Annotated in this window: 18 protein-coding genes; 9 read left to right on the top strand and 9 right to left on the bottom strand. The window is 56.9% G+C overall.

All coding sequences use genetic code 11. The annotated features are described in order from the left end of the window. Nucleotides 1-87 precede the first annotated feature (87 nt). The 5 genes from ACESMK_RS15710 to ACESMK_RS15690 all read right to left on the bottom strand — a co-directional run bounded on the left by ACESMK_RS15710 (nucleotide 88) and on the right by ACESMK_RS15690 (nucleotide 4,105). Nucleotides 88-810, bottom strand: a complete 723-nt coding sequence (locus tag ACESMK_RS15710) for an ABC transporter permease (RefSeq protein ID WP_373000847.1) — start codon at nucleotides 808-810, stop codon at nucleotides 88-90. 3 nt (nucleotides 811-813) lie between these two features. Beyond that, nucleotides 814-1,518 (bottom strand): ABC transporter permease, encoded by a 705-nt coding sequence (locus ACESMK_RS15705; RefSeq protein WP_373000845.1) that lies wholly within the window; start codon nucleotides 1,516-1,518, stop codon nucleotides 814-816. 49 nt (nucleotides 1,519-1,567) lie between these two features. Beyond that, nucleotides 1,568-2,320 (bottom strand): transporter substrate-binding domain-containing protein, encoded by a 753-nt coding sequence (locus tag ACESMK_RS15700; protein WP_373000843.1) that lies wholly within the window; start codon nucleotides 2,318-2,320, stop codon nucleotides 1,568-1,570. Nucleotides 2,321-2,420: 100 nt separating this feature from the next. Continuing rightward, nucleotides 2,421-3,191, bottom strand: a complete 771-nt coding sequence (locus tag ACESMK_RS15695) for an ABC transporter ATP-binding protein (protein WP_373000841.1) — start codon at nucleotides 3,189-3,191, stop codon at nucleotides 2,421-2,423. A 155-nt stretch (nucleotides 3,192-3,346) separates the two neighbouring features. Beyond that, nucleotides 3,347-4,105 carry an FCD domain-containing protein gene (locus ACESMK_RS15690; protein WP_373000839.1) on the bottom strand — a complete coding sequence of 253 codons (759 nt, stop codon included), beginning with the start codon at nucleotides 4,103-4,105 and terminating at the stop codon, nucleotides 3,347-3,349. A 262-nt stretch (nucleotides 4,106-4,367) separates the two neighbouring features. Between ACESMK_RS15690 and dctP the strand changes: the two genes are divergently transcribed. The 8 genes from dctP (at nucleotide 4,368) to ACESMK_RS15650 (ending at nucleotide 12,633) form a co-directional block, all read left to right on the top strand. Further along, entirely contained in the window at nucleotides 4,368-5,504 is a 1,137-nt protein-coding gene (gene dctP, locus ACESMK_RS15685) for a TRAP transporter substrate-binding protein DctP (RefSeq protein WP_373000837.1), read from the top strand. Between the two features lie 101 nt (nucleotides 5,505-5,605). Further along, nucleotides 5,606-6,310 (top strand): TRAP transporter small permease subunit, encoded by a 705-nt coding sequence (locus ACESMK_RS15680; RefSeq protein ID WP_373000835.1) that lies wholly within the window; start codon nucleotides 5,606-5,608, stop codon nucleotides 6,308-6,310. Then, complete coding sequence (locus tag ACESMK_RS15675) at nucleotides 6,307-7,842, top strand: TRAP transporter large permease subunit (protein ID WP_373000833.1); 1,536 nt, start codon at nucleotides 6,307-6,309, stop codon at nucleotides 7,840-7,842. Before ACESMK_RS15680 ends, ACESMK_RS15675 begins: the two co-directional genes overlap by 4 nt. A 22-nt stretch (nucleotides 7,843-7,864) precedes the next feature. Continuing rightward, nucleotides 7,865-8,290: a GlcG/HbpS family heme-binding protein gene (locus ACESMK_RS15670; RefSeq protein ID WP_373000831.1), complete on the top strand. Its 426-nt coding sequence runs from the start codon at nucleotides 7,865-7,867 to the stop codon at nucleotides 8,288-8,290. 39 nt (nucleotides 8,291-8,329) lie between these two features. Continuing rightward, on the top strand, nucleotides 8,330-9,802 hold the full coding sequence (locus ACESMK_RS15665; RefSeq protein WP_373000829.1) for an FAD-linked oxidase C-terminal domain-containing protein: 1,473 nt from the start codon (nucleotides 8,330-8,332) through the stop codon (nucleotides 9,800-9,802). Beyond that, nucleotides 9,795-10,862 carry a glycolate oxidase subunit GlcE gene (gene glcE / locus ACESMK_RS15660; protein ID WP_373000827.1) on the top strand — a complete coding sequence of 356 codons (1,068 nt, stop codon included), beginning with the start codon at nucleotides 9,795-9,797 and terminating at the stop codon, nucleotides 10,860-10,862. Before ACESMK_RS15665 ends, glcE begins: the two co-directional genes overlap by 8 nt. A gap of 2 nt (nucleotides 10,863-10,864) precedes the next feature. Continuing rightward, the gene (gene glcF / locus ACESMK_RS15655; RefSeq protein ID WP_373000825.1) at nucleotides 10,865-12,073 is read left to right on the top strand and encodes a glycolate oxidase subunit GlcF; all 1,209 of its coding nucleotides are present in this window, start codon (nucleotides 10,865-10,867) and stop codon (nucleotides 12,071-12,073) included. 119 nt (nucleotides 12,074-12,192) lie between these two features. After that, complete coding sequence (locus ACESMK_RS15650) at nucleotides 12,193-12,633, top strand: DUF4124 domain-containing protein (protein WP_373000823.1); 441 nt, start codon at nucleotides 12,193-12,195, stop codon at nucleotides 12,631-12,633. Nucleotides 12,634-12,645: 12 nt separating this feature from the next. Here ACESMK_RS15650 and rhtB read toward each other — a convergent pair whose 3' ends face one another. Both rhtB and ACESMK_RS15640 read right to left on the bottom strand, forming a co-directional pair. Continuing rightward, entirely contained in the window at nucleotides 12,646-13,266 is a 621-nt protein-coding gene (gene rhtB / locus ACESMK_RS15645) for a homoserine/homoserine lactone efflux protein (RefSeq protein ID WP_373000821.1), read from the bottom strand. Between the two features lie 3 nt (nucleotides 13,267-13,269). After that, nucleotides 13,270-14,232 (bottom strand): calcium/sodium antiporter, encoded by a 963-nt coding sequence (locus tag ACESMK_RS15640; RefSeq protein ID WP_373000819.1) that lies wholly within the window; start codon nucleotides 14,230-14,232, stop codon nucleotides 13,270-13,272. A 288-nt stretch (nucleotides 14,233-14,520) separates the two neighbouring features. On the opposite strand from ACESMK_RS15640, the gene ACESMK_RS15635 reads away from it, so the two are divergent. Continuing rightward, entirely contained in the window at nucleotides 14,521-14,961 is a 441-nt protein-coding gene (locus ACESMK_RS15635) for a universal stress protein (protein ID WP_373000817.1), read from the top strand. 342 nt (nucleotides 14,962-15,303) lie between these two features. Here ACESMK_RS15635 and ACESMK_RS15630 read toward each other — a convergent pair whose 3' ends face one another. After that, entirely contained in the window at nucleotides 15,304-15,570 is a 267-nt protein-coding gene (locus ACESMK_RS15630; RefSeq protein WP_373000813.1) for a type II toxin-antitoxin system RelE family toxin, read from the bottom strand. Further along, on the bottom strand, nucleotides 15,515-15,805 hold the full coding sequence (locus ACESMK_RS15625) for a type II toxin-antitoxin system Phd/YefM family antitoxin (protein ID WP_108017955.1): 291 nt from the start codon (nucleotides 15,803-15,805) through the stop codon (nucleotides 15,515-15,517). The genes ACESMK_RS15630 and ACESMK_RS15625 overlap by 56 nt, the downstream gene beginning before the upstream one ends. Nucleotides 15,806-16,021: the final 216 nt, after the last annotated feature.

Genomic DNA, 16,021 nt, shown 5'->3' with positions numbered 1-16,021 from the left:
TCAGTCAAGCGCACATGGATGTGCTCGTAGCGGTTCCCGGGAGGCAATACCCTGCCTGCCCAGGCACTAAGGTAAAAAGCACGGAATTCAGCTGTTCACCGGCCGCTGATGCTTCAGCAGATGATTTTCGAGTTTGCGGAACGCGAACACCAGAATAAAGGTGAGCACCATGTAGCAAAGCGCCACAAAGATAAACGCATCAAACGGCGCATAGAACCGCGAGTAAATGTTACGGGCCGCCCCCGTCAGATCCACGATGGTGACTACACTGGCAATGGCACTGGCATGCAGCATAAAGATCACCTCATTGGAGTAGGCCTGCACCGCCCGCCGGGCTGCGCTCGGCAACACAATACGCCGCATGCGCATGAACCAGTTCATGCCATAGGCCTTGGCCGCCTCAATCTCACCATGGGGCGTCGACACAATGGCCCCGCGGATAATCTCCGTGGTGTAGGCCGCCGTGTTCAGCGTAAAGGCCAGCAGGGCCGGGTAGAACGGCTCCCGAAAGATCTCCCACCAGAAGGTTTCCTGGATGCCCTCAATCTGCGCCAGACCGTAGTAAATGATGTACAGCTGGATCAGCAGGGGGGTGCCGCGAAACAGATAGGTGTAGATCCAGACCGGGCCGGAAATGAACGGATTCCGCACCGTTCTCAGAATGGCGAGCGGCACGGCCACCAACAGACCGATCACCAGGGACAAAAACACCAGGTGGACGGTGGTCACCAGTCCATCCCAGTATTCCATGATCGTCATGGCCGTAAAGATGTCGTTCTGATTCAGCCATTCGGCAATGAAATCAGGCATCACTCAACTCTCCTGAATCACGCCGACGTTGGCTCGTTTATTGAGCCACTTGATGAACAGCTCAGACCCTGCCGTCAGGGCCAGATAAACGAATGCCACCGGAATGAAGAAATGGAAGGGCATGCGTTCCGCCTTGGCGGCCTCTTCGGCAACCCGGACCATGTCCGTAAGCCCGATGATGGAGACCAGGGCAGTCGTCTTGAGCAGGACCTGCCAGTTGTTGCCCAGGCCGGGCAGGGCATGACGCAGCATTTGCGGAAGCATGATCCTGCGAAAGGTATGAAAACGGGTAAAACCATAGGCACGGGCAGCTTCAATCTGGCCGGTTTCCACCGCCAGGAAAGCCCCCCGGAAGGTTTCCGCCATATAAGCGCCAAAAATAAGACCGATGGTGATCACACCGGAGATAAACGGATCGAACTGAAAGAAGAAGTCGATCTGGTAGGCTTCCCAGATATAGTCCGAGAGCATGTTCACCGCAACCTGGCCGCCATAGTAGAACAGCAGCATCATCACCAGATCCGGTACGCCACGAATCAGAGTGGTGTAGGTGGTGGCAATACCCCTGGCAACCCGGCTTTGCGACAGCTTGGCAGACGCACCAATCAGCCCCAGCGCCACCGAGAGGGCTAGCGAGAGGAAAGCCAGTTCAATGGTGACTATCGCCCCTTCCAGCAGGGCCGGGCCATAGCCTTTCAGATCGAGCATGGGAATGTCCGGTAAGCAGGGGCGGCCCTAACGGCCGCCCCGAGACAGATTACATCTTGATGTCGTAAGCGAAGTACTTCTGCATGATGGTGTCGTAAGTACCATCTTCCTTCAGGGTGCGAAGGGCTGCATTCACTTCCTCGGCCAGATCAGCATCGCGCTTGCGCATGGCAACGCCCACACCTTCACCCAGCTTGACGGGCTCACCGACTTCCTTGAAGCCTTCCTTGGAGAGGACGGTCTGCTCGCCAACCGGGTAGTCTACGAAAACCACATCCAGGCGCTGGCCTTCAAGGTCCAGAACCATGTCGTCAGCGGTGGTGTAGCGCTTGATGGTTACGATGCCGCCCATGTTTTCAGTAACATAGGTGTCCATGGTAGTGCCGCGCTGAACGCCCACCGTCTTGCCTTCCATCGCATCCATATCGGTCACATCGGTGTCGAAGTTCTCGGGGCCGAACCAGCCGCCCGGGGTGTTGTAGTACGGCTCGGAGAACAGAACCCGTTCGGCGCGCTCCGGTGTGATGGACATGGAGGACATGATCAGATCAAATTTGCGCGCCAGCAGGCCCGGGATCATGCCATCCCATGCCTGGATAACGAATTCGCAGTTGGCGTTCATTTCTTCACACATGGCCTCGGCCAGTTCCACTTCGAAACCGGTCAGTTCGCCATTCTCATCCTTGTACTCAAACGGCTCGTAAGGCACGTCGAATGCAATGCGGAGGTTGCGTTCCTGGGCGCTGGCGCCGCCTGCGATCAGGGCGAGGGCACAGCTTGCTGCAACAATCAGTTTTTTCATGTGTCACTTCTCCAGTGGTTTGCCTTTTGGGCTTTATTTTTGATGGAAGTTTTTGGTTCCAACATTTTATTTCTTCACCGGTTCAAGATAGCACCGAGTGTCAGAAGTTGGGAGCCAGGAACTGCTTCATGCGTTCCGAGTCCGGATGATCGAACACTTTTTCGGGGGTACCCTGTTCCTCGATCACGCCCTGATGCAAAAACAGGACCTGACTCGACACATCCCTTGCGAATGCCATCTCGTGGGTGACCACGATCATGGTTCGGCCTTCCTCGGCCAGGCTTTGCATAACCCTCAATACTTCGCCCACGAGCTCAGGGTCCAGGGCCGACGTGGGCTCGTCAAACAGCATGACTTCCGGTTCCATGGCCAGGGCCCGGGCAATGGCTGCCCGCTGTTGCTGGCCGCCGGACATCTGGGCCGGATAGTAGTCCTTGCGCTCGTAGATCCCAACCTTGTTGAGGTAGGCCTCCGCGCGCTCGATGGCTTCCTTTTTCGGAACCTTGAGCACGTGGATCGGCGCTTCGATGATGTTCTCCAGCACGGTCATGTGAGACCAGAGGTTGAAGCTCTGGAACACCATGGAAAGTTTTGCCCGGATCAGCTCTACCTGCTTGTTATCCTCCGGAATACGTTCGCCCTTGCGGTTGGTTGTGAACCTTATTGGGTCGCCGTGCACGATAATGTCGCCGGAGGTGGGTGTCTCCAGCAGGTTGATGCAACGCAGGAAGGTGCTCTTGCCGGAGCCGGAGCTGCCGATCAGGGAAACCACGTCGCCTTTGCGGGTCTCCAGTGAAATACCTTTGAGCACTTCAAGCTGATCAAAGGTCTTGTGAATGTCCCTGCAGATCAAAGGCGCTTGGTCCGCCATGGGTGACTCCTGGGGCTGTAATTCAAAGGCGCATGTTTTACGGACTGTGGCTGCGGAAATCAATCCCTTAACAGGAGCGTTTTACCGAATTTCACCGCCGTTCGCTGCATGACATTGTGGTCGAATGAGTGATCAATGCAAGCTTTTTGCCACTGTCAGGTGCTGGCCCGGGAAAATCCGGTCGCAGGCTCCTGATGGACTGGCAGCCTGATCAGCTTACCGCCGTCCTTTTCCATGTCCCTCATGGCGTCGCTGACGAAGCGGACATGCGCCATGGCCACTTTCTGGGCGCTGGCGGGTTTGCCAGAAATCACCGCGTCGTACAGCTGCCGGTGTTGCCGGACAATCTTCATGCGCATTTCTTCTCTGGGATTCAGGTTGGCAACGGAGGCCTGAACGGTCAACAGCATCATGTTCTTGAGACTGTTGAGCACATGGACCAGTACCGGGTTGTGGGACGCCTCCACAATGGCCAGGTGAAAGCCGTGGTCGAGCCTGGCGTTGCTGAGCGGGTCGGTATCCTCCAGGGCACGGAACGCCTTGGTGATCCGATGCCGGTCCAGCCGGGTCGCCCTCTGCGCGGCAAGGTAGGCGGCTTGCCCCTCCAACTGTTCACGCACTTCCAGCAGATCAAAGAGTGTTCGGGGGTGACCCTCGAAAAGATGCATCAGAGGGCTTTGTTCGCCGAGTTCGTTGGCCCCGGGAACCATGCTTGCCACAAAAGAGCCTTTGCCATGACGGGTTTCGATAACGCCGCGGCCCTGGAGTTCGTGCAGGGCCTCCCTAATGACCGCCCGGGAAACGCCCAGCCGCGTCGCCAGTTGACGCTCGGAAGGTATTTTCTGCTCTGGAGCCAGCCCGCCATCGAGTATGAGGCGCTCCAGCCGGTATGAGATTTCCTGGGAGATTGCCATGTGGGTGCCTGTGTACGCTCTCTGGTCTGACCAGTGATTGCTTCTGTTTGTTGTTCGTTCCATTGCCAATCGATATGCGTCCGAGCCCGTTAAATATGGCCGATTCAGAGTATTTCGTCCATTTTTAATACTTGAAAAACTGGTCAGACCAGTTGCCTTGATGCTGGACTAAAACCGGATTGGCTACGAATATCGATTCAATGTCGGCCCGCGCCGACGTTGCTATGACGTTCATAACAACAAAGCCAACGGAGACGTTTCGATGAATTCCAAGAATAACACCCGAAATAACTGTGACACTGGCGAGACACCACCTCGCAGAAGTTTCCTCAAAACCGCCGCTGTAGGGGCAGCCTTTGCCGGCGCTATGCTGATGGGTGCCGGCCAGGCACACGCTGCGACAACCTGGAAAATCCAGTCGGTATGGGACGCCGGCACGGTCGGTTACGACCTTTTCGAAGACTGGTGTAATGGTATGGAAGAGAAGTCCGGCGGGGAACTGATCTTCAAGTGTTTCCCTGCCAAAGCCGTCGCCGCCGATAACAATTCCCTGTTCGATTCGGTGCGCAGTGGTGTTCTTCAGGGCATGAACCCGTTCACCCTGTACTGGTCTGGCAAGATTCCGGCGTCCGTGTTCCTGTCCTCTTACCCGGCCGGTCCTGACCAGCCCCACCAGTGGGACATCATGTTCTACTCCATGGGCATGCTGGAAAAGACCCGCGAAATCTACGAGAAATTCGGTCTGTTCTACGTTGGCCCGATCCAGCACGATGCAAACATCATCCATTCCAAGCAGCCGGTTAACAGCCTCGAAGACCTCAAAGGCATGAAGTTACGGGTACCCGGTGGCATGGTGGCCGAGGTGTTCCAGGCATTCGGTGCTTCCACCGTGAGTCTGCCCGGTTCAGACATCTTCCCGGCGCTGGAGAAAGGCACCATCGACGCAGCGGACTATGTGGGTCCGGCGGTGAACTGGGAACTGGGCTTCTCCCAGGTGACCGATTACATCCTGTTCGGACCTCCAGGCGTTATGTCTGTTTACCAACCGGTAGATCTGATGGACCTGACCGTGAACCTGCGTGCCTGGAAGGCACTGGATCCGAAACTCCAGCAACTGGTTGAGGATGAAGTGCGGATCTATTCCCAGAAGCACTACCTGACCATCCAGCAGCGCAATGTTGAGGCCATGAAGAAGTTCAAGGATGCCGGAGACACCGTGAGCCGTCTGAGTCAGGAGGATGTGGCTGAATGGCGTCGCAAGGCCATCCCGATCTGGTACAAGTGGGCGAACAAGGACGATGATGCCCGTGCCATTTTCGACCTGCAGATTGAATACATGATGAACGAGACCGTGGGTTACATCGACGAGTCTGATCTTGAGGGTGTGCCGGGCCGGTAACACTCTCCTGAACCAATAAAAAAAGAAACAGGGGGAAGGTCAGGGACGACTCCGAAAGAGGAGTCCCGCCTTCCCCGTTTTGTGGCTGAGGAAGTAACAACATGTCTGATCTTGAAGGTTTCGGATTCGTAATGCCGCACTGGTTTTACTGGGGCTGGCTTGCGGTCATGCCGCTGATCATGATGGCCTGGGACAGGTGGAGTAGCGACCGCGGAGGCGAGCAGGCCGAGCCGGAGTTGACACCGGGGGAACTGCAGGCGGAAGAGGATGATCCGCTCATCTATCTCCAGTTCGAGGGCAACCGGTTTACCAGGGCGGTTGACTGGCTCTGTGACAAATCCGGCTTGTTCGTGTCGTTCTGGACCATCAACGCCGTTGTGTTCTATTTCTTTGAAGTGGTCATGCGCTACCTCTTCAACATGCCGACTATCTGGGCCCACGAAGCCAGCTTCCTGCTGCTGGGCATGCAGTACATGCTGGCCGGCGCGTTTGCCATGCTCCACGGCGCCCACGTGCGCGTGGATGTGATGTACAACATGCTGCCGGTACGGGGAAGGATTGGCATGGACATCTTCACGTCCATGTTCTTCTTCATCTTTGCCCTGATTCTTCTGATTACCTCCTGGACCTTCTTCCAGGATTCCTATTCCATGAATGAAACCACGGTTGAGACCTGGGGCATCCAGTACTGGCCGGCGAAAGGCATGATGGTGCTGGGTTCTGCTCTTCTCTTACTCGCAGGCATATCCAAACTGATCAAGGATATTGTTCTGTTCGTCCGTCTTGGCCGGGAGCACACCGCATGACTACAAATACAACAACAGCGCCCGGCAGCAACCTGGTGGGTAAGCTGAGTACCTGGCTGATGATCGCCGCCACCGTGGCGCTGGCGTTTGTCATCTGTGTTGAAATGATCAACATTCTTTTCTACGACCCGTGGAGCGATGAGAAATTCCTCTTCAAGCTCTCCGGTAGCCTTTCCGACGTCAAGATTGGGCCTTTGACCTATCTGATGTTCGGTTCCCTGGCCGTGGCCCTGATGATGGGGCTGCCACTGGCCTTCGTAACCGGTGGTCTCGGGGTGATGTTCATCTATCTGGTAGGCGATGCGATGATGCTGAACATCGTGCCCGGCCGCATTTTCCCGATGATGACCAACTCGGATCTGGCCGCGATACCGCTGTTTATCTTCATGGCTTCCATGCTGGAACGAGCAGGCCTGATCGAAGAGATGTTCAGCGTGGTCTACAAGTGGATGGGGGGGCTCAGTGGGGGCCTGGCGACGGCAACCATCCTGGCATCTACCCTTCTTGCCGCCATGGTGGGTGTGATCGGCGCCGCCGTGGTCACCATGGGGATCATCGCTCTGCCTGCCATGCTCAAACGCGGATACGACCAGAAAATCGCACTGGGCTCCATTATGGCTGGCGGTACTCTGGGGATCCTGATTCCTCCGTCAATCCTCGCGATCCTCTACGCCGTTGTGGCGCAGCAGTCGGTGGGTGAGCTGTACCTCGGTTCCATTATTCCCGGTCTGCTGCTGTCCGGTTTCTACATTGCCTATGTGCTGATCCGTAGTTGGATTAATCCGAAGCTGGGGCCGCCTGTACCGGTCGATGAGCGCATCTCATTTGTGGAAAAGCTCATTCTTCTGAAAAGTCTTATCGCACCGCTGGCGCTGGTATTTCTGGTGCTCGGTCTGCTGTTCGGCGGTATTGCCACCCCTGTGGAAGCGGCGGGTATCGGCTCCTTTGGTGCCATCATCGTGGCCATGATGCACGGTAAATTCTCCATTGGTGGTTTGCGCGAGGCGTCCGTGACCACTGCCAAGGCCTCTGCCATGGTGCTGTGGATCATGTTCGGTGCGTCGGTCTTTGTTGGCTTCTACATTCTTCAGGGTGGCCAGCAATTTGTGACGGATGCGATCCTGGGCACCGGCATGTCGGCTTACGGTATCCTGTTCCTGCTGATGTTCTTGCTGGTGGTTCTGGGAATGTTCCTGGACTGGGTGGGTATTTTGCTGTTGGCGGTTCCTATCTTCATTCCTATCGTCAAGGCGCTGGAGTTCCAGGGACTGTTTGGCTTCCCACCGGTGGCCGGCGAAGACGTGGTGCTCTGGTTCGGGGTGCTGTATCTGGTGAATATGCAGATGTCGTTCCTCAGTCCACCGTTTGGCTACGCCCTGTTTTATATTCGTGGCGTTTGTCCTCCGGAAATCTCAATGGGTACCATCTTCAAGTCGTCCCTGGTGTTCCTGGCGATCCAGGCATTCGGGCTGTTCATGTGTATCCTGATACCCGGCATCGTAACCTGGCTGCCAGGGCTGGTTTACGGTTAATCAAATCAAGGAGTAATGCTTTATGTTGACGATCAAACGACTGGACCTTGCCGACGCGCGCATCCTCATTGAGGGTGCCGCGGAAAAGGCCCGCGAAATCGGCGTGCCCATGTGCATCGCCGTGGTAGACGAATCCGGCAATCTGGTGGCCTTCGAGCGCATGGACGGCGGCAAGATCACCAGCGTGACCATAGCCCAAGACAAGGCCTTTACAGCAGCTGCGGCCAAGAAAGCCACCCACGACTACAACAAAGTGAATGTGCCCGGCAGTCTGGCTTTCGGCATCCATACCGAAGTGGGCGGGCGTATCAGTTCTGTGGGTGGCGGTCTGCCGGTGATCGTGGACGGTGAAGTAGTGGGTGGTATCGGAATCAGTTCCGGAACCCCTCAGCAGGATATGGACTGCGCCCAGGCCGGTCTTGACCATTTTGAAACAAAACGCGGTTGATGACTGTCACACAGACGTAATTCACACCCAGAGAGTGCTATGACTACCAAGCCGAAAGTCAGCAAAGCCGAGCTGGCGGAGCAGTTCCGGGCGTTTATCGACCCGGACTACGTCATCACCGATGACGAAACCATGAAGCCCTATGAATGCGACGGCATGTCGATGTATTGCGAGATGCCGTTGCTGGTGGTGCTGCCGGAGACCGTTGAACAGGTGCAGCGGGTGATGCGCATTTGCAACGAGAACGCAGTGCCGGTGGTGGCCCGTGGCGCCGGAACCGGGCTCAGTGCCGGTGCCATGCCCAACAAGGAGGGCGTGGTGCTGTCGCTGGCCAAGTTCAATCGCATCATCGAGATTGATCCGCTGGCGCGAACGGCACGGCTTCAGCCCGGCGTTCGCAACCTGGCCATCAGTGAAGAGGCGGCCCAGTTCGGCCTGTATTACGGCCCGGATCCGTCTTCCCAGATTGCCTGTACCATCGGTGGCAATGTGGCGGAGAACTCCGGAGGCGTCCACTGTCTGAAATACGGCCTGACCGTTCACAACATCCTGAGCGTGGAAATGGTCACTGCAGAGGGTGATGTGGTGACCGTGGGCAGCGATGGCCTGGACAGCTGCGGTATGGACCTGCTGGCGCTGATGACCGGCTCGGAAGGCCTGCTGGGTGTGGTAACGGAAGTCAAAGTGAAACTGCTGCCGAAACCGGAAGTGGCCCAGGTTGTCATGGCCGGGTTTGATGACGTGCAGAAAGGTGGTGACGCCGTGGGCGGCATTATCTCCCACGGCATTATCCCTGGTGGCCTGGAAATGATGGACGGCCACGCCATCATCGCAGCGGATGATTTTGCGCAGGCCGGATACCCGCGGGACGCCAAGGCCCTGTTGTTGTGTGAGGTGGACGGTACCGAAGAGGAAGTCCACGAGCATATCGCCGAGGCCGAGGAAGTGTTCCGCAAGCTCGGGGCGACCTCTGTCCGGACTTCCCAGAGTGAAGAAGAGCGCGCGCTGTTATGGAAAGGCCGTAAATCTGCCTTCCCGGCCGTGGGCCGGATTTCCCCGGATTACTACTGCATGGACGGCACAATTCCCCGCCGTCATATCGCCTACGTTCTCACGGAAATGGAGAAAATGTCCGAGGAGTTTGGGTTGCGTGTTGCCAACGTGTTCCATGCCGGCGACGGTAACCTGCACCCCCTGATCCTGTTTGATGCCAACGTGCCCGGTGAGTTCGAGCGCACCGAGGCCTTTGGCTCACGCATTCTGGAAATGTGCGTGGAAGTGGGTGGATGCATCACCGGAGAACACGGCGTTGGCGTTGAAAAAATTCGCCAGATGGCCGTTCAGTTCAACGATGAAGAACTCCAGCAGTTCCACGATGTGAAGGCCGCGTTTGATCCCGCCGGAATCCTGAACCCGGGCAAGGGGGTACCCGCGCTGCGGTTCTGCCAGGAATACCGCTCCCTTGAGCACAAACAACACACGCACGAACATACGGAAGCCGCCCATGGCTGATATTTCCCAACAACTGAAGGAGCAGGTGCTCCAGGCCCGGGACAGCGGGCACAAACTCAATATTGTCGGCGGTGGCACCAAGGCCTTCATGGGCCGGGAAGCCGACGCCGATGCCGGAACCCTCAACGTGGGCGAGCATGCCGGCATTGTGGATTACCACCCGGTGGAACTGGTGCTGACTGTCCGCGCGGGTACGCCGCTCAGCGAGATCGAGGCCATACTGGCTGAAGAAGGCCAGTGTCTGCATTTCGAGCCACCGCATTTTGGCGCCGCCTCCACCATCGGCGGCACCCTGGCCTGCAACCTTTCCGGCCCTGGACGCCCATGGGCCGGTTCTGTGCGGGACCAGGTGCTGGGTATCCGGCTGCTCAATGGCAAGGGCGAACATCTTCGCTTTGGCGGCCAGGTAATGAAAAACGTGGCCGGCTATGATGTTTCACGTCTTCAGGCCGGTGCCCTGGGAACCCTGGGGGTAATCACCGAAATCAGCATGAAAGTGATGCCAAAACCGGCGGCCTCGCTGACTCTGGTTCAGGAAATGGGCATGGACGAGGTGGTTCACTACATGAACAGCCGCGCCGCTGAGCCCAAGCCGATCACGGCCGCCTGCTGGGTGGACGGCAAGGTTTATCTGCGCCTGGCCGGTGCGAAATCCGGCGTGGAAGCCACGGCTGAAAAGTGGTCCGGCGAAGTGATGGAGCAGGGCGACGAATTCTGGCAACAGGTGCAGGACATGCAGCACGAGTTTTTTGCCGGTAACGACGTACCGCTCTGGCGCTTCTCGGTCGGTTCGACGGCGGCCACGCCGGAACTGGAAGGTAACTGGTTCATTGACTGGGCCGGTTCCCAGCGCTGGTTCCGTGGCGCCGGTGAGCTGAAGGATCTGGAACCTGCTGCCCGTGCGGCTGGTGGCCAGGTCAGCCTGTTCCGTGGTGGCGATCGCACCGGAGAGGTGATGCATCATCAGCCGGAGGCCCTGAAGGGCATTCAGCGCCGTATCAAGAATGCCTTTGATCCGGACAACATCTTCAATCCCGGACGTTTATACAGCTGGTTGTAATTATGCAAACGAATCTGGTTCAACAATTTGCCAACACCAAGGAAGGCCAGGAAGCCGAGTCCATCCTTCGGGCCTGTGTGCATTGTGGCTTTTGCACCGCTACCTGCCCGACGTATCAGGAGCTGAATGACGAGCGAGACGGCCCACGGGGCCGGATCTACCTGATGAAGATGTTCCTGGAAGGGGCGGAAGTCACCGAGAAAACCCGGGAGCACCTGGACCGCTGCCTGACCTGCCGCAGTTGCGAGACTACTTGCCCTTCCGGGGTTCAGTATGGCCGTTTGGTAGACATCAGCCGCGGCCTGATGGAAAAGGAAATGCCAAGGGAGCCAAAAGACAAGTGGCTGCGCTGGGCCCTGGCCCGGGTGATTCCGAACCGCCAGTTGTTCGGCGTGCTGCTGCGTCTTGGGCAAATATTCCGCCCCGTGCTGCCAGAGAAACTACGCACCAAGGTGCCGCCCAGAAAGCAGGCGAATCCCTGGCCGGCAGCCAGTCACCGCCGGATCGCGTTGGCACTGGCTGGCTGTGTTCAGCCCTCCGCGACGCCCAACACCAACGCGGCAGCCGCACGGGTACTGGACCGGTTGGGCATTACCATGGTGGAAGCGCCAGAGGCCGGCTGCTGCGGCGCCGTGAACTATCACCTTTCCGAGCATGAGAAAGGCCTGGAGAGAATGCGCCAGAACATCGATGCCTGGTGGCCCGCTATCGAAGCGGGTGCGGAAGCCATCGTCATGACGGCGTCCGGCTGTGGCGCCATGGTGCAGGATTACGGTCATCTGCTGAAAGACGACCCGGTCTACGCCGCCAAGGCGCAGAAGGTCAGCGAGCTGTGTACCGACCTTGGCGCCTTCCTGCTGACACAGGACCTGGAGAAACTCAAAGTGCGGCAGGACCCGGGCAAGGTGGCGTTCCATTGCCCCTGCACCCTGCAGCACGCCATGAAACAGAACGGCGTGGTTGAGCAGGTACTGAGCCGCGCCGGTGTCAATCTCGCTGCCACTAAAGACAAGCATCTTTGCTGTGGCTCTGCGGGCACCTATTCAGTGACCCAGCCGGAGATGAGTCAGAAGCTGCTGGGCAATAAGCTGAAGGCGTTGACCGTCGATAATCCGGACCGCATTGTAACCGCCAATATCGGGTGCCAGATGCATCTGGAGACCAGGTCGCCGGTGCCGGTCCAGCACTGGATTGAGCTTCTCGACCAGTAAAACTGAAAACGGGGTCAGAAGAAAATGGGGTCAGATGAAAAGTTCATCTGACCCCAAGTTCGCGGCTTTTTTCGTTATACTGCTCTACCAAATTACCGAACCACAGGGAGTGGAACCGTATGCCAAGGATGATGGCTGGTCTCGTTTTGTCTTTTTTTATCGCTTCAGTAGCCAACGCCGAGGTTTATACCTGGATAGACAGCCGGGGCGTGGCACACTTCTCCGATTACCCGCCGGGAGAGATTCCCCATAAACAGCTTCAGTTGCAGGCGCCTGTGACAGTGCCGATGTCTGAGAACCTCAGGCAAGGGAAGCGTGTGTCCGGCATCCGTAAAGATGTTGAAGGCATGCTTGCGTCTGGTCGTCCGGGAGGCTCCGGGATGTCCGCAAAGGAAAAGGAAGACGCCAGGCTTGAGAAAACCTGTGCAACCTACAGAAGCAAACTGGAGCGGATCCAGTCCAAACTACGGGCGGGCTACAGCAACGATAGGGGGAATGCCCTCAGGCAGCAGCGCAGGACGCTCAGCCAGAAGCTGAGCCGGGAATGTATCCTGCGGTGATTCCGCCTGATATCAGGCCCGCTTGAAGCTGGCCAGGGCGACGGCGGCGGTCACGAAAAGCCCGCCAAACACCCGGTTCATCTGTCGCTGGCGGCGGGCGGTGGTTATGAACCGGAACAGTTGGCTGGCGAGCAGGGCATAGCCCAGCATCACCAGACAATCGACCAGGATCAGGGTAACGCCCATGGTCATCAGCTGCGGGCCATGGGGTGCCCCGGCCACCAGAAACTGCGGGAACAGGGCCACCAAAAAGACCGTGGCCTTGGGGTTGGTCAGGTTCACGAACACGGCATTCCAGAACCTTTTGTGGCCGCTAACGGGCTGGCGGTCATCGTCCATGGATTCCATGACTGGCTCGCGCCATTTGGAGATGCCCAGCCAGATCAGGTAGGCAACACCCAGCCACTTGATGATCGACAGGGCGATGTTGGAGGACGCAATGATGGCGCCCAGCCCGGCACCCACCAGCAGAATCTGGATCCCGAAACCAAGCTGCAGCCCCATGATGGCCGGCAGCGAACGGCGAACACCGTAACGCATGCCATTGCTCATGGTATTGATCGCCCCGGCGCCCGGGGAAACGCTGATCAGTACGGCCGCAACAAGGAATGTGAGCCAGGCTGCCAGTGACATAGATTACGCTCCTGAAAAAGCCAAGAGATACAACGTATAGGCCACGAAGGCAAGCAGCAGGGCGCCGCCCTCGAACCGGTTGATGCGCCCCGGTCCGCGGAAGCCGTAACACATTGCGAACAGAACCAGGGTGAGGGCAGCCATAACCGGGAAATCGCGGGTAAGCACTTCCGGCGCCACGGACATCGGCGCAATAAGCCCGGCAATACCTACAACGGCCAGGGTGTTGAACAGGTTGGAGCCCAGAATATTGCCCAGGGCCAGATCGTGCTCGCCCTTACGGGCCGCGATGATGGATGAGGCCAGTTCCGGAAGCGATGTGCCGATCGCGACAATGGTCAGGCCGATAACCAGATCGCTGATGCCGAATGCTGTTGCCAGATCAACGGCGCCCCACACCAGAATGCGGGAACTGACAATCAGAAGAAGAAGGCCAACCACCAGCCACAAGAGGGCCTTGCGCAGCGGCATGGCATGGATTTCTTCCGTCATCTCTTTCGCCAGGGCATCACCGGGCTGTCGGGTTCCCTGATAAATGCTCCAGCCGATCAGAACCACGAAAACGAGCATCAGACCAACCGCGTCCATACGGCTCAGGTCGCCATCCCAAAGCTGCCAGCCAGCAAAGGCGGTTACCAGAATCAGGATGGGGAGCTCCTTGCGCATGACCTGGGAGTGCACCGCGATGGGCGCCATCAGCGCTGTGATACCCAGGATCAGGGCAATGTTGGTGATGTTTGATCCGTAGGCGTTACCCAGCGCCAGCCCCGGATTGCCCTGGGACGCTGCCAGAGCGGAGACCGCCATCTCCGGCGCCGACGTACCAAAACCCACCACTACCATTCCGATGAGCAGTGGTGGCATTCCAAAATGGTTGGCCGTGGTGGCCGAACCTTCCACGAATTTATCCGCACTCCACACCAACAGAATCAGACCTGCAATGATCGCCCCGATGGCCATCAGCATTTCAATCACTCCTTATCGTCTATTGCCGTCTCGGCAGCGCAAGAATCGATGGTGCCACAGGTTCCTGCAATAAGTATAAATTCCGGCCATTAACCACCACCGGGATCTTCTGGATAGATTTTGATGCCTTGTCATCTACACTGAGTCATAGCATTCCAGGAAATGAATGGTGTTCATCGGAAATTTAAGCCCTAAAGGAGTCACCCGGGTGTATGACTTGGGTCAATCATCCGGCTTGCGCATCAGTGTTATGTTGAAAATACATCCAACAGGAAGGGAGAGATGATCATGGCTAACGGTACTCAAAGTATTGTAGTCGCGTGCGACGGTTCAGAGCATTCGTTGCATGCCGCCAAAATGGCAGCGGAGCTTGCCAAAGCGACCAGCCAGCCACTCAAACTGCTTGCCGTCTTCCCCGGTACCAAGCTTGAGAGACTGATTGTCAGTGGTATACCGCAGAGTGACATTGACGAAGAAGCCAACGAATACGGACGCAAGGCATTCGATGCCGCGAAACAGGCGGTAAGCGGGATTGTTGAGCCGGCGGACGAAGTTCTGCTTAAAGGGGACCCAGCCAAGGAAATCGTCGAGTATCTCGATGAAAATCCCGGCTCCCACATGTTCCTGGGCCGGCGAGGCGACTCAATGCTGAGAAGCCTTACTCTTGGTAGTGTCAGTGAGAAGGTCATCAGGCACGCCCACCGTCCAGTGACGGTGGTAAGTGAGTAAACCGCAAAGCTCGGTATACACTCCAAAGCCCGCATCACGCGGGCTTTTTCATTGCTGGCTCTCGAAGCCCCTCCATGATTCGCCACAATTCATACGAAAAACAACCGAGATAGCTCTGGGCCCAGGCTTTTATGCTGACCGAGTGAATTCAACTAAACGAGGTGGCTATGAAGACGACAGAGCTGATCGAGAAGTGGCTCGATAAATGTGACCTGGCGAGACTGGCTCAGGAACGCTATGAAGAGGATCCGAGCCCCACGAATTACTCGGAACTGAAAAGAGCCCTATGTGAACGACGGCTGGTGGAAGAGCGGATTGATCCCAGGCCTACTCTCCGGACAACTAAAAGCCCTTATAGACTGTGTCCCGGCGGCCGACAGTTACGACTGTGACAACCACTTTTCCATCGTCTACCTGATACACCAGGCGAAAGCCTTGCGATCTGAGTTTGATCTTGTAGAAGTCCGAAGATCCCTTTAGCTGGTGTTTGGGAATCCTGGGATTCTCCAGGCGTCGCTCCAGGATATTCAGGAACTCCGCCTGAACTGTAGGGTTAAGCTTGTTCCACTCCTTGAGCGCTTTTTTCTTGAATTGCAGCTCGTAGCTCATCGATGCTCACCGGTACTGATTCGTCGTCCATGCGTTTCCGTGCCTCTTGTAGAAGCCGGTAATCCTCTAGCTGCTCTTGCATTGCTTCGAAGGTCTCAACTGGCACCATATAAGCTCTGGGCTTGTTATGGCTCAAAATTACGACGGGTTCGCCGTTGGCCTGGTTGAGCACTTCGTTCGGATTGGCTTTCAGCTCTGAAATAGTGGCTGCAAGCCTCGCAAAAAGGCTTTTCATCTCTCTTCTCTCCACTAGTGCCATCGTTCATTTGTCGTCTTGGCCCTCTTATCGATAGCCTCCACTCAGACTGTCACTCAGGGCAACCTTCACCGTCTTTGGGGCACTAGACTAAGTGTATCCCTAAATTAGATCTAAAAAAAGGTCTATAAAAAGGTCGAAAAAAGAGTGTTGGTTAAAAATTATGAGAGCCTTGTGGCGGCCGACACTACTTCA

Source organism: Marinobacter sp., from assembly GCF_041687235.1.
GTDB lineage: Bacteria > Pseudomonadota > Gammaproteobacteria > Pseudomonadales > Oleiphilaceae > Marinobacter.
The sequence above is the reverse complement of the archived record's forward strand: the minus strand, read 5'-3'. Positions and strand labels throughout refer to the sequence as shown.